Source organism: Listeria swaminathanii, assembly GCF_014229645.1.
GTDB lineage: Bacteria > Bacillota > Bacilli > Lactobacillales > Listeriaceae > Listeria > Listeria swaminathanii.
The window spans coordinates 613,915-626,986 of record NZ_JAATOD010000001.1; the positions used below are offsets into that span (position 1 = coordinate 613,915).

Consider the following 13,072-nt stretch of genomic DNA (forward strand, 5'->3'; position numbering starts at 1 on the left):
GATAAACGTACATTTGCAAGAAAATAACTTTTTTTATTCGATAATAGCAAGGAAAGATAAGGTTTTGCCGTTGAAAAGAAATAGTTAGTGTGTTATGATGATAGATGGAAGTTTATTAGGTTTATATTTAGCCTAGTGATTAATGAGGGCTTTTTTATTTGATGCGTTAGAACTGCTATAATGGCAGAGAGTATTTCTGATGCCGTGAATCATTTTGCTTGGTGCGCCCAGGCTTTTCTATTGCAGAAAAATGAAAATGAAAGATAGCAGTTTTCATAAAAACAACTGCAAATGAACAGACAAACAATCGTAATAAGCGTATTGTGATGAATTATAAAAGTAGCTCTCCTACCAAACTTTAAACAGGTAAAGGAGAAATGACATTGACAAAATTTTCGGAGTTCGGACTGGACGAAAAAATTGTAAAATCAGTAAATCGGATGGGGTTTGAAGAAGCAACACCAATCCAAGAAAAGACAATTCCACTAGGACTAGCAGGTAAAGACTTAATCGGGCAAGCACAAACAGGTACTGGTAAAACAGCCGCTTTTGGTCTTCCAATGATCCACAAAATTGACCAAAAGAGTAACAACGTACAAGCTTTAATTATTGCTCCAACACGTGAACTTGCAATCCAAGTTTCTGAAGAGCTTTATAAACTTAGCTACGACAAACATGTACGCGTGCTAGCGGTTTACGGTGGTAGTGATATCAGCCGTCAAATCCGTTCACTTAAGAAAAACCCACAAATCGTAGTTGGTACGCCAGGACGTATTTTGGATCATATTAACCGTCGCACACTGAAACTAGACAACGTGGAAACACTTGTACTAGATGAAGCTGACGAAATGCTAAACATGGGCTTCATTGATGATATCGAAACTATTCTAAAAGAAGTACCAGCAGAACGTCAAACATTACTATTTTCTGCAACGATGCCTGATCCAATTCGCCGTATTGGTGAACGTTTCATGCACAGCCCAGAACTTATTCGCATTAAAGCAAAAGAAATGACTGCACTATTAATCGAACAATTCTTCGTAAAAGTGCACGAAAAAGAAAAATTTGACGTATTATCTCGTTTATTAGACGTTCAAGCACCAGAACTAGCAATCGTTTTCGGTCGTACAAAACGTCGTGTAGACGAACTATCTCGCGCGCTTGATATGCGTGGTTATGTGGCTGAAGGTATCCACGGTGACTTAACGCAAGCAAAACGTATGAGCGTACTACGCAAATTTAAAGAAGGAAAAATTGATGTTCTTGTTGCAACAGATGTAGCAGCACGTGGACTTGATATTTCCGGCGTAACACACGTATATAACTATGACATTCCACAAGATCCAGAAAGCTATGTTCACCGTATCGGTCGTACTGGTCGTGCTGGTAAAGAAGGTATGGCGATTACTTTCGTACAACCTCGTGAAATGGGTTACCTACGTATTGTTGAAGAAACTACGAAAAAACGTATGCAACCACTTCAAGCTCCTACATGGGACGAAGCATTTGCAGGCCAATTACGCGTAGCAACTGAAAAAATTCAAGAAGCAATCACAGAAGAAAACTTAGCTGACTACAAAACGTTTGCTAACGAACTTCTTGAAAAATACGATGCAACTGACATCGCAGCAGCAATGCTTAAAATGTTAGCGAAAGAACCAGATAAAACTCCTGTCCATATTACTGAAGAACGTCCATTACCATCCCGTGGTGGCGGTGGCGGCTACAAAGGTAAAAATGGTAAAGGCGGCAAAGGTGGCGGCTATCGCGGCGGAAGCGGCAAAGGCGGAAGCTACCGTGATCGCAACAACAGCGGAAAAGGTCGTCGTAGTGGCGGCGGTTCCGGTGGTGGAAGTGGCTCTGGCGGTGGCGGAAATCGTGATCGTCGTAGTGGCGGCGAACAACGTAGCGGCGGCAACAAAGGCAACTACTCACAAAAATCTAAATAAGATTACAAGACAAACGGCTACCCGCAAAGGTAGCCGTTTTTTTATGTATAATAAGTCATTTACAATAACTTCTAAATATGAGAAAATAGCATGTTGGCAAAATTGCCACACGTGGTTCATTCATACCATCCCACGTAAAAAAACTAGGAGGAAATAATAATGAAAATGAAAATTTTGACGGTGAATGCAATTATTGCCGCACTGTATGTAGTGCTCGGAATGATTGTCGCACCAATTGGGTTTATGGCATTACAATTTAGAATACCAGAAATTTTTAATCACCTAATCGTCTTTAATAAAAAGTACTTTTGGGGCATTATCGTAGGTGTTTTTATTACGAATTTGTTCTTTTCCGGATTAGGTTGGATTGATTTAGTTTTTGGCGTAGCGCAGTCAGCTATTTCCCTTTTACTAATGATTGGAATTTCTAAATACGTTAAAGGAATTATTCCGCGGATGATTATTAATACGATTCTATTTTCCGTAACGATGGCGATTATCGCTTGGGAGCTAGTGATCGTTTTTGACTTACCATTCCTAATTACTTGGGCAACAACAGCCGCAAGTGAGTTCATTGTGATGGGTGTCGGGATTCCGCTAATGTATCTATTAAATAAACGGTTGAATTTCCGTAAAATGATTGATTAAATGAGAGCGTCTAAGGGAACTTAGGCTCTTTTTATTTTTGGGAAAAATGAGCGGCTTCCTGTACTAAATCAATTAATTGGCTGTTCGTATATTCCTTTTTAGCTTGATGTACTTCAGCCGCCAAACTTAAAATCATCCTAGCTAAATAATTGGGAATAAACTTATTATCGGAAAAGGAAACTTCTTTTAATAAAGCAATTCGAAGTATTTCTCCAGAGACGACATCTAAAAAAATATTTTCAGCGCGACTCCAAAAAATCACTTGGAATAAAAGTTGGTTTTCCTGAATGGTAGCAATAATTAACTGCTGGATATTTTGCTTTGTCAAAAAAGTTTGATCGAATTTCAAAGAAAAATACTGCATTGTCCGTAAAAGCTGGACTTCAACGACTTGAATAATTTCTTCATGATGACGATAAAAAGTGGCACGTGATACTTGCGCTTGTTCACATAAATCTTTTACAGTAATGGATTCGAATGTTTGGCCTTCTTTATAAAATCGCTCAATAACCGTATATAATTTAGTTTGCGTTTTTTGTGCGCGTAAATCGACATTTAATGGCTGATGTACTTTTATATATTTATTAATGAGAGCACCTCTACTTTATGATACATAATAGTTATTATTGTATCGAAACATAGCTATATTAGCAACCTAAAAAGGGGTATTGTTTAGTTAAGGAGGAATGGACATGAAAATTATCACGATAGAAGAACATTTTGAATCCGAAGTAATTACGAACGAAATTAACAAGGTGACTGGAAACATAGTAAGCGGGCAGGTTAGTCCGGAAATGTTTAATTATATGCAAAAGGAACTTCCGTCAGCAGCTGAAATGCAAGAAACAAAAAATCGGTTAGCATTTATGGATCAACATGGCATTGATATGCAAGTTCTTTCTTATGGAAATAGTTCGCCGCAAAACTTAGATCCAAAAATTTCGGTAGCACTGTGTAAACGAGCAAATGATGAACTAGCGAAAGTGATTCAAACAAATCCTAGTCGTTTTGCAGGTTTCGCCGTTTTACCTGTGGGCTCACCAGAAGACGCAGCGATTGAATTAAAAAGAGCAGTAGAAGAATTAGGTTTCAAAGGGGCGCTTGTAAAAGGTCAATTTGAAAATAAATACTTTGATAATAGCTTTTATTATCCGATTTTTGAGATGGCGGAGAAATTAGATGTACCTATTTCATTCCACCCATCGTTTATTCCAGGACAAATTACGGAACAGTATTTTGCCAGTGAAGCTTGGTCTGACGTGGTTACAGGAGTATTTTCTTCCGCTGGTTTTGGTTGGCATATGGACGTTGGTATTCAAGTCGTGCGAATGATTCTTTCCGGTATTTTTGATAAATTGCCGAATTTAAAAATCATTACAGGACATTTAGGCGAAATGGTACCAATGTTTTTAGAAAGAATGGACGACACGCTAGGACACTGGACAACGCTTGAACGGAAAATTTCTGATTACTACCGGACAAATGTGTATGTGACACCAAGCGGATTATTATACCAAAATGAATGGAAGTTTTTATTAAATGAATTAGATGAAAACCATCTCATTTATGCGCTAGATTATCCTTTTGTAAAACCAGAAAATGCCGGAACTTTCTTAGATACGCTTGATTTAACGGACGAAACAAAAGCAAAAATCGCTCACAAAAACGCAGAAAAATTATTACATTTATAAAAGGTGGAATAAAAATGACTTTATCAAAAGAACAAATCAAGTCAACGAAAAGTGAATTTGCGGCTAATCTAGCACAGGCGGATCTAACCGTCGCAGAAGTGGCAAAAGAATTAAATACAAGTGAAGTGAAAATTGAACGGATTTTAGGTTTGAAACAACGTTCTTTAAATGATGGCTGGATTTTGCGAAATTATTTGCTTGAAAAGGTCGCGGAGGCAGGGAAGACGCCTGTTCCGTTTACGGCTCTTGGTGGAGATTATCATGGGTATTGGTTTTTAGATGGGGGACAAATTGATTCTGGGGTGTTAAGTGAGGGAGATCGTTAAAAAACAGCCACCAAAAAGGTGGCTGTTTTTTTATTAATCTCGCTTCAACAAAACAATATCCTCATTCTTCGTAAGCAAAAGATCAACATGATTCTCGCCCCATAAGCAAAGTTTATTCAAAATCTCCGACAACGATTCGCCGTATTCGCTTAAAGAATACTCGACTTTTGGTGGGATTTGCTCATATACTTTGCGCACAATAACCCCGGATTTTTCCAGCTCGCGCAATTGTTGTGTGAGCATTTTTTGTGTGATGTTGGGGATTAGTCGTTTTAATTCGCCAGTTCGTTTTTTGCCTTCGCGTAAATGACAAAGGATAACTGGTTTCCATTTGCCGCCTATAACTTCTAGTGTAGCTTCGACGCCGATATTATATACTTTAGTCATCGTTATCCTCCTATAGGCACTTTTTAGTATCTATATGACTTTTAAGTACCTTCTTGTTATTTCATACGGTATATAAGATACTGTATAACAGAACGAAACAATTTGCAATTTTTTAGGGGGAAATAAAGTGGATATGAAAAAAGTAAATCCTAATTTGACGCTTTTGGCGCTGGCGATTAGTGCGTTTGGGATTGGTTCAACGGAATTTATTAGTGTCGGGCTGCTTCCACTGATTTCTTCTAGTATGGGAGTGTCGATTAGTACGGCTGGTTTGACTGTATCGATTTATGCGCTTGGTGTGATGGTGGGGGCGCCGGTTTTAACGACAATGACGTCGAAAATGAATCGTAAAAATTTATTATTATTAGTGATGTTTGTGTTTTTGATTGGGAATCTTGTCTCGGCATTTGCTGTGAGTTTTGGAATGCTCCTCACTGGGCGTGTAGTTGCGGCATTTGCGCACGGGGTATTTATGTCGATTGCTTCTGTTATCGCGGCTGATGTGGTTCATCCGAGTAAACGGGCTAGTGCGATTGCGGTGATGTTTACGGGACTTACGGTGGCGACTGTGACAGGGGTGCCACTTGGGACGTTTATTGGTCAACTTTTTGGCTGGCGGATGTCGTTTCTGTTTATTGTTGCGATTGGCGTGGTGGCGATTATTGCTAACTTTTTCCTTGTGCCGAAAAATTTATCGAATGGCAAGAGCATTTCATTTAAATCGATTGGGCAATTGTTAGTCAATAAAAAAATCGTGATGGTGTTGCTCATGACGGCGTTTGGTTATGGTGGTACTTTTGTGGTTTATACGTATTTATCGCCGATGTTTAGTGAAATGGGTTATTCTACGAGCATGATTGTCGTTTTGTTGATTGTTTATGGCGTGATGGTTGCGATTGGGAATACGATTGGTGGGCATTTTGCGAATGAACGCCCGGCTAAGGCACTTTTTGTGATGTTTAGTTTGCAAGGGGTGACGTTGTTATTGCTTCAATTTACGTCGGGGAATGCGATTTTGGGATTAATTACTATTATGTTGATGGGATTTTTTGCCTTTATGAATGTGTCGGGTTTGCAGCTGTATGTTGTGCAATTGGCGGAGCGTTATTTGCCGGAAACGGTGAGCATGGCTTCGGCGCTTAATATTTCGGCTTTCAATGTTGGGATTGCACTGGGCGCACTTATTGGTGGATTGGTGACCGAATATATTGGTTTAAGTTATACGCCGATTGTCGGATTTTTGATGGTTTTCATTGCAATTATTTTAACTTTCTATATGAAAAAAGATAAATAGTTCAAATAATAGGCCTTTTACAGTGACTGTAGGAGGCTTTTTTTGTGCTTTCAGTAGCTCCGACCTATTCCGGCAAGGTTTTTTTCCAGTTATAGTAAAATGGGTAGTTTTTTTGTCCCTACGTGTCTGACAAAAATAGCTATATAGCTTATTGTAAGCCCTATCATAAAAATGATAAATTGAATTTAGAAAGAGGAGTGATACCTGATGAAACTAAATCAGCAGTGTATTCAAATTTTAGATTTTCTTATGGAGCAGGAAGATTTTAAAAATATTGGTTATATTTCTAACTCGCTTGGTTGTTCTGAGCGCAGTGTTCGTTATAGTTTGGAAAAAATCGATATTTTTCTCCATGAGCAAACGTTACCAGCTCTTATCAGACATACGAGGAAAGGGGTGCTACTTCCGGAAAAGAACATCGTAAACCCGGTTGTGAGTAAGTTCAAACAACAAATCACGCCGAAAAAATATCGTTACAGCCAAGAAGAAGTGCAGCAATTTTTATTGCTAAAACTGCTTTTAAGTGAAGACGTGCTCCCGGTTACTTATTTTGAAGAAGTGTTGTTTATTTCAAGATCCTCTGTGTTAAATCATCTGCGTGCCATTGAAGGCGAGCTTTTTTTAAATAATTTGGATTTATCGCATCAACCGAGGCATGGTTTTCTAGTGACTGGTAATTTAATTACGAAAACATCGCTTTTTGCTAGGAGTTTCTTGCGTTTTATTAATATCCGCGAATTTTATCAGTTTTTAGATTCGGAAAATAGCTTATCTAAAAAAGGCGAGTTATTTTTTTATAATCTTTTTGAAATGGAAGTTTTGCAGGAAGTGAATCGTGAGGCGCATTCGGTTGAGGAGAATATGACGCGTGCGATGGATGAGCAATTATATTTAACGTTAATTGCGATTTTACTAAAACAGCATGAGGCAAAAGCGGATTTTCAGTTTACAGCAGATTTTGTGGCAGTTGATGAGCTTGATAAGGCGCTAGAAACGATTATCGGGTCACTGAAACAATATCAATATGGGCGCGAGGATGAAGCGGTTATTGAAGCGTTTGTGACTGGTATTTGCGAAAAAATGGGCGAAATTTATCAAGTCGATTTTGTGCATGGCGATACGGATTTTTATACACAAATCAAGGCGCATATTAAGTTGATGATTCGACGTGTTCGCGCTGGGGTTATTATTGAAAATCCGATTTTTAATGAATTTATGCGTGATAATCGCGAAATTTTTATGCGCGTGAAGGAAAGTTTGGAAGCGTTAAAGCCGCTACTACCAATTTCAGTTAGCTCTCAGGAAATTTCATTTTTAGCGATATACTTTGCATCCGAGGTACAGCGCAATAAGCAAACGGTCGAAATGAAACCGAACTTGTTGATTATTTGTCCAGAAGGTGTCGCAGTTTCGAAAATGATCGCCATTCAGTTGAAGCGGATGTTTGAGTTTGAGTCGATTCAGACGATTGGCCTGCGGAAGTTTAAGCGCGCCATGATGAACGATTTTGATTTTGTCATTAGTACCGTGGATTTACCGGATATGCAAGATTCTAAGGTACTCCGAATCCACAGTTATTTGCAAAAAGAAGATATGGAATTACTGCAAAAGCATTTACGGATGAAACTCGTCAAAAGTGATAAGCAGATTATTAATAAGTTTAGTAAGATTTTAGCGATTATTGGTGAAAATACGCAAATCAATAATTTAAGTAAGTTAGAATTCGATTTATTGGAAGCGCTTATATCGGACGAAGGAGAAACACCAAAAAGAATTATCCCACCGTTTCAATTTACAGAAGAAGCCATTGTTATGGAAGAAACGTGCTCAACGTGGCGGAAAGCGATTAAGCTTGGAACGAAATGTATGGAGCAATTAGATGTGATTGAGACAAGTTATCACGAAAAAATCATTCACAATTTAAAAGTATATGGGCCATATATGGTTGTGGCGCCGGGCGTAGTAATTGCGCACGCGGGGGCAAGCGATGGCGTTTTGATGGATGGTATTGGGGTGACAATCATTGAGGACGGTATTATGTTTTTTGATAGGTACGAGGAGCCGGTTCATGTCATTTTCACACTGGCTTTAAAAACGAAAGAAGCGCATTTAATCGTGGAACAATTAATGAAATTAGCGCTGAATGAAGAAAAAATGCAAAAAATTAAAATGGCTAGCTCAAAACGTGATATTTATCATTACGTTAAGTCAGCTATCTTTGAATGAGAGAGGGATTCATAATGGACATAGAAAAAATATCGTTTTCATTAATTTCACTAGCGGGGGATTCATTTTCTAAATTAATTGAAGCTTTACAGGCCGCAAAAGAGTCAGATTCAGAATTAGTAGCACAACTTTTGAAAGAAGCAGATGACCTCATGATTGAAGCGCACAAAGTACAAACGGAAATGCTGATTCAAGAAACAAGAGGGGAACAAGCTAATTTTTCCGTTTTACTTGTACACGCGCAAGATACATTAATGAACACCATCTTAGCATCAACTTTAATTCGAGAAATGATTGAAATGCATCAAGAGATTAAAACATTAAGAAAAGAGGAGGAAAAGTAAATGGAAATCAATCAATTACATGTACTTTTAGTGTGTAACTTAGGCGCATCTACAGGGGTAATGGTCACAAAAATGAAGGAAATTGCCCAAAATAGTGAAAAATTAACAAATACCGATGTGAAAATCGAAGCGCATCCAGCAGGAGAATTACGCGAGTATATTGAAGATTTCGACGTTATTTTAGTCGGACCTCAAATTAAACACCAATTAAAACATTTAAGCGAAATCGCGGCGGAATATAATAAGCCAATTCAAGTCATCGATACGAAAGATTACGGCACAGTCAATGGTGCGAACATTTTAAAAGACGCGATTATCCTTAAAATGAACAAATAAAAAAGTGGAGGGAAACAACATGTCGAGTAAAAACAAACAATCTTTTATGAATCGTTTTATCGCTTTTATGGAGAAGTATTTTGAGCCAGTCGCAGCCAGAATTGAAAAACAACGTCATATTTCCTCAATAAAAAATGGGATGATCGCTTTGATCTCGGTATTAATTATTGGATCATTTTCGCTGATTATTTCCGCAATCGGGAATATGTTTCCGGCGGGTTCTGTTGTAAAAGAATTCTTTGTTCAAAACGCAGCAGCACTTAACTTACCGTTTCAATTTACGTTTGGGTTACTATCGATTTATGCTGCAATAACTATTTCCTACAGCCACGCGAAACAAATGAAAGTCCCTGTGTTACATAGTGTGATGGCTGCTGTTATGGTAACGCTAATCCTTAATACGAAAATGGTTGATGGTGTTCTTAATACGGAATTCCTAGATTCTAGAGGACTATTTATCGCTATTTTCGCAGCACTTATTTCTGTAGAACTTATCGGCTTATTTATTAGAAAAAATATTACTATTCGTATTAAAGGTTTACCGGCCGGGATTGCGACGACTTTTGAAGCTATTATTCCGCTTGTCGTATTACTGTTCAGTGCGGTTGGTTTAAGTATTTTAATGCAAAGTGTCACAAGTGGGCAAATTATTCCGGAAGCCTTTACGACAATGTTAGCTCCGGCGATTAATAGTATTGATACGCCTTATGCGGTTTTCCTCATTTGTTTCTTGGAAATGTTATTCTGGTTTATTGGTCTAAATGGTTATGCGATTTTGATTGGCTTTGTACTTCCGTTTATGACACAATATTTAGGAGCAAACGCGGCGGCTTATGCGGCGGGAGAACCAATTCCTCACGTATTTGCGCCAAACTTCTGGGATTACTTCATGGGCTTCTCGGGTTCTGGTATTACAGGTGCGCTAGTTATCCTCGCGCTATTTAGTAAATCAAGAGAACTAAAAGCAGTCGGAAAAGTATCCGTAGTTCCAGCAATTTTCACGATTTCCGAACCAGTTGTCTTCGGTTTACCAATCTGTTTTAACCCGTATTTATTTATTCCGTTCGTACTTGGAACGCCAATTTTAGCGGTAGGGCAATGGTTTGTGTTCCACTTTGGTTGGGTTCGTCCTCCGATTGCGAATGTTGGCGGCACACCGATTCCACTCGCGCAGTATTTGGCGACAATGGACTGGCGAGCAATTATTTTAATTATCGTCGTTCTCGCGGCAGCGGTTTGTATGTACTACCCGTTCTTTAAAATGTATGAAAAGAGCTTGATCAAAGAGGAAACAGTTGTATCAGAACGCCAAGCAGCACATGATGCACTGGACTTGGATTTCTAATAGAGAAAGGTTGATTTAAAAATGAAACTAGTTATTAACGAAAATGAGCAAGTCGTGGCTGAAACAGTGAGCCAAAGAATCATTGAATTAGTAAAGGAAAAACCAGCAAGCTTAATTTGTATTGCTGGCGGGGATACGCCTTTACTGACGATAGAAGCGCTCATTAAAGCGAATCAAGCTGGTGAAGTAGATTTCAGTCAAACGCAATTTGTTGGCTTGGATGAATGGATTGGCTTAGGTCGCGAAACAAAAGGTAGCTGTATCCAAACGCTGTATGATGCATTTTTTGATCGATTAGAAAATGTCTCCAGTGAACAAATTTGCTTTTTTGATGGGAAGGCAACGAGTTTAACGGATGAATGTGCTCGTGTGGATGCCTTTATCGACGAGCGTGGCGGGCTGGACTTTATCTTGCTTGGAATCGGGCTTAACGGTCATATTGGCTTTAATGAGCCATTTGTACCCGTGGATGTGAATTGTCATGTTGTGGAACTAGATGATGTAACGAAACGCGTCATGAGCAAATATTTCGATACAGATTTGCCGTTAACGCACGGAATTTCACTTGGTATGCAGCAAATTTTAGCAGCAAAAGAGATTTATTTAGTTGCAACAGGCGAGAAAAAAATCGATATCGTGAAACAAGTAGTCGAAAAAGATCCCACTGTAGCGATTCCAGCAACGCTTGTAAAAGAAGCAAATACGACTCTTGTAGTTGATAAAATAGCAGCGAGTGGGGTGGAAGCATAATGGAAAAGATTATTGTTAAAGGTCGGAAAAATGGTCAAAAAATCGAGATAGCTTGTTCCAATTTAGTGATGGGTGCTGGGGATTTCTTACGGGCGGATAACATGGATTTTGCTGGTCCGGTGTTGGATCAATATTTCGAAATGGGTGGGAATATTTTTGATACGGCGCGCCATTATCGTCATAGTGAAAAAGCGATTGGTACTTGGATGGAAGCGCGTGGCAACCGTGATAGCGTGATTATCCAAACAAAAGGTGGACATCCGGTACGGGAAGCGAGCGATGTGCCGCGTGTCACTCCAGAAGCTATCCATGAAGATATTTCTGTTAGTTTAGATACATTAAAAACCGATCATGTGGAGCTGTTTGCCTTGCATCGTGATAATCCAGAAGTGGAAGTGGGAGCTATCATGGAAGCGATGCATAAAGAAGTCGAGGATGGCCGTGTTTATGCTATTGGCCTTTCAAACTGGGAGCTGCCGCGTATTATCGAAGCGAATGAATATGCGGTTAGCCATGGTTTGACGCCATTAAGCTTTAATAGCCCTAATTTTAGTTTGGCAAAAGTGAATCGACCTCGCTGGGAAAATTGTGTTTCGGCAAATGAAGAAATGATTCGCTGGCACGAAGCAACTGGTTTGCCGCTGTTTTCTTGGTCATCACAAGCTGGTGGATTTTTCTCAGGCAGATTTTCCGAGGAAGATACGAGCGATACGGAAATGGTGGAAGTGTATTATAGTGAGGCGAACTGGGAACGCTACAGCCGGGCGAAGCAACTCGCGAAGCAAAAAGACTGCTCACCAATTCAAATTTCGCTTGCTTATGTTTTAACGCAATCTTTCCCAACAGCCGCAGTCATCGGACCAGAAAATGCTGCTGAACTCCAATCTTCTGTTTCGGCAGCGGGAATTAAGTTAACGCAAACCGAGGTTGATTGGCTAGATTTGAAGGCATAAGGAAAGGCGGAGAAAAAATGGCTATGAAAGAAAAAATGGCAGTCCAACTTTATTCTGTTCGAAAAGAAATGGAGCGCGATTTAGAAGGTACGCTCAAGAAAATTCATGAAATCGGCTTTCGTTATGTGCAACTCGATGGTATGCGTGGCAATGACCCTGCAGAGGTGCGCCGTTTACTACAAAAATATGAGTTAAAAGTGATTGGCATGCACATCAAGCACGACCGTTTTATGACCGATTTGGACGGAATTATTGAAGAAGCCTATTACTTCGATTGTAAAACTGTCTTTGATAAATATATCGAAGAAGAGGACCAAACAACAGCGGGCTACACGGCAACAAAAGCTGCATTGATTCATGCGGCAGAAAAGCTCCATGAACTTGGTTTTCGCATCGGTTTGCACAATCCAGAATATGATTTTAACGAATGTATCGATGGGCGTAGGGTGATGGATTATATTACGGATCCAGTCAATGGCATTTGTATTTATGCCGAACCGGATACTTACTGGATAAGAGCAGCTGGACATGATGAAGTCGAATTTATCAAGCGTTACAGTGGTCGCGCGCCAATTGTTCATATGAAAGACTTTGTGAGCGGTTTCGAACTAGAAGATATGGACAATAACCTTGTTGAAATGGGTGAAGGCGAAGTGGATTTCCGCGCTATTATGAAATGGGGCGAAACAAATGGGGTCGAATACTACTGCATCGAGCAAGATAGATCCAAACGCGATATGTTCGAAACGTTAGAAGCAAGTTATCACTACTTATTACATCTATAAAAAAAGAAACGTCAGAATTATTCTGGCGTTTTTTCGTG

Annotated in this window: 14 protein-coding genes; 12 read left to right on the forward strand and 2 right to left on the reverse strand. The window is 39.3% G+C overall.

Annotation, left to right across the window (positions count from 1 at the left end):
- The first annotated feature begins 383 nt into the window (after positions 1-383).
- Together cshA and HCX62_RS02995 are read left to right on the forward strand one after the other, a co-directional pair.
- A complete protein-coding gene (cshA, locus tag HCX62_RS02990) occupies positions 384-1,949 on the forward strand; it encodes a degradosome RNA helicase CshA (protein ID WP_185636974.1) in 1,566 nt (521 codons plus the stop codon).
- Between the two features lie 159 nt (positions 1,950-2,108).
- On the forward strand, positions 2,109-2,597 hold the full coding sequence (locus tag HCX62_RS02995) for a QueT transporter family protein (RefSeq protein ID WP_003721433.1): 489 nt from the start codon (positions 2,109-2,111) through the stop codon (positions 2,595-2,597).
- A 31-nt stretch (positions 2,598-2,628) separates the two neighbouring features.
- Here the strand turns inward: HCX62_RS02995 and HCX62_RS03000 are convergent, their stop codons facing one another.
- A complete protein-coding gene (locus HCX62_RS03000; protein ID WP_185638007.1) occupies positions 2,629-3,186 on the reverse strand; it encodes a TetR/AcrR family transcriptional regulator in 558 nt (185 codons plus the stop codon).
- Between the two features lie 103 nt (positions 3,187-3,289).
- Here HCX62_RS03000 and HCX62_RS03005 point away from each other — a divergent pair, with 103 nt between their 5' ends.
- Both HCX62_RS03005 and HCX62_RS03010 read left to right on the forward strand, forming a co-directional pair.
- On the forward strand, positions 3,290-4,288 hold the full coding sequence (locus HCX62_RS03005; RefSeq protein WP_185636975.1) for an amidohydrolase family protein: 999 nt from the start codon (positions 3,290-3,292) through the stop codon (positions 4,286-4,288).
- A gap of 14 nt (positions 4,289-4,302) precedes the next feature.
- Entirely contained in the window at positions 4,303-4,614 is a 312-nt protein-coding gene (locus HCX62_RS03010) for a DUF2316 family protein (RefSeq protein WP_185636976.1), read from the forward strand.
- 33 nt (positions 4,615-4,647) lie between these two features.
- Here the strand turns inward: HCX62_RS03010 and HCX62_RS03015 are convergent, their stop codons facing one another.
- A complete protein-coding gene (locus tag HCX62_RS03015) occupies positions 4,648-5,001 on the reverse strand; it encodes a winged helix-turn-helix transcriptional regulator (RefSeq protein WP_003727117.1) in 354 nt (117 codons plus the stop codon).
- Positions 5,002-5,128: 127 nt separating this feature from the next.
- Here HCX62_RS03015 and HCX62_RS03020 point away from each other — a divergent pair, with 127 nt between their 5' ends.
- From HCX62_RS03020 to HCX62_RS03055, 8 genes are all read left to right on the forward strand, one after another.
- Positions 5,129-6,295 (forward strand): MFS transporter, encoded by a 1,167-nt coding sequence (locus HCX62_RS03020; protein WP_185636977.1) that lies wholly within the window; start codon positions 5,129-5,131, stop codon positions 6,293-6,295.
- Positions 6,296-6,502: 207 nt separating this feature from the next.
- Positions 6,503-8,521 carry a BglG family transcription antiterminator gene (locus HCX62_RS03025; RefSeq protein WP_185636978.1) on the forward strand — a complete coding sequence of 673 codons (2,019 nt, stop codon included), beginning with the start codon at positions 6,503-6,505 and terminating at the stop codon, positions 8,519-8,521.
- A 14-nt stretch (positions 8,522-8,535) separates the two neighbouring features.
- The gene (locus HCX62_RS03030; RefSeq protein WP_185502465.1) at positions 8,536-8,865 is read left to right on the forward strand and encodes a PTS lactose/cellobiose transporter subunit IIA; all 330 of its coding nucleotides are present in this window, start codon (positions 8,536-8,538) and stop codon (positions 8,863-8,865) included.
- Complete coding sequence (locus HCX62_RS03035) at positions 8,866-9,201, forward strand: PTS sugar transporter subunit IIB (RefSeq protein ID WP_185636979.1); 336 nt, start codon at positions 8,866-8,868, stop codon at positions 9,199-9,201.
- A 19-nt stretch (positions 9,202-9,220) separates the two neighbouring features.
- On the forward strand, positions 9,221-10,546 hold the full coding sequence (locus HCX62_RS03040) for a PTS sugar transporter subunit IIC (protein WP_008947266.1): 1,326 nt from the start codon (positions 9,221-9,223) through the stop codon (positions 10,544-10,546).
- A gap of 21 nt (positions 10,547-10,567) precedes the next feature.
- Entirely contained in the window at positions 10,568-11,296 is a 729-nt protein-coding gene (locus HCX62_RS03045; RefSeq protein ID WP_185636980.1) for a glucosamine-6-phosphate deaminase, read from the forward strand.
- Complete coding sequence (locus HCX62_RS03050; RefSeq protein WP_185636981.1) at positions 11,296-12,249, forward strand: aldo/keto reductase; 954 nt, start codon at positions 11,296-11,298, stop codon at positions 12,247-12,249. The genes HCX62_RS03045 and HCX62_RS03050 overlap by 1 nt, the downstream gene beginning before the upstream one ends.
- 17 nt (positions 12,250-12,266) lie before the next feature.
- Positions 12,267-13,034 carry a sugar phosphate isomerase/epimerase family protein gene (locus HCX62_RS03055; protein ID WP_185636982.1) on the forward strand — a complete coding sequence of 256 codons (768 nt, stop codon included), beginning with the start codon at positions 12,267-12,269 and terminating at the stop codon, positions 13,032-13,034.
- Positions 13,035-13,072: the final 38 nt, after the last annotated feature.

Bases quoted from the DNA above. Each gene is read 5' to 3' on its own strand.
- HCX62_RS02995 (WP_003721433.1), top strand. From the start codon at position 2,109: ATGAAAATGAAAATTTTGACGGTGAATGCAATTATTGCCGCACTGTAT.
- HCX62_RS03005 (WP_185636975.1), top strand. From the start codon at position 3,290: ATGAAAATTATCACGATAGAAGAACATTTTGAATCCGAAGTAATTACG.
- HCX62_RS03010 (WP_185636976.1), top strand. From the start codon at position 4,303: ATGACTTTATCAAAAGAACAAATCAAGTCAACGAAAAGTGAATTTGCG.
- HCX62_RS03015 (WP_003727117.1), bottom strand. From the start codon at position 5,001: ATGACTAAAGTATATAATATCGGCGTCGAAGCTACACTAGAAGTTATA.
- HCX62_RS03025 (WP_185636978.1), top strand. From the start codon at position 6,503: ATGAAACTAAATCAGCAGTGTATTCAAATTTTAGATTTTCTTATGGAG.
- HCX62_RS03030 (WP_185502465.1), top strand. From the start codon at position 8,536: ATGGACATAGAAAAAATATCGTTTTCATTAATTTCACTAGCGGGGGAT.
- HCX62_RS03035 (WP_185636979.1), top strand. From the start codon at position 8,866: ATGGAAATCAATCAATTACATGTACTTTTAGTGTGTAACTTAGGCGCA.
- HCX62_RS03040 (WP_008947266.1), top strand. From the start codon at position 9,221: ATGTCGAGTAAAAACAAACAATCTTTTATGAATCGTTTTATCGCTTTT.
- HCX62_RS03045 (WP_185636980.1), top strand. From the start codon at position 10,568: ATGAAACTAGTTATTAACGAAAATGAGCAAGTCGTGGCTGAAACAGTG.
- HCX62_RS03050 (WP_185636981.1), top strand. From the start codon at position 11,296: ATGGAAAAGATTATTGTTAAAGGTCGGAAAAATGGTCAAAAAATCGAG.
- HCX62_RS03055 (WP_185636982.1), top strand. From the start codon at position 12,267: ATGGCTATGAAAGAAAAAATGGCAGTCCAACTTTATTCTGTTCGAAAA.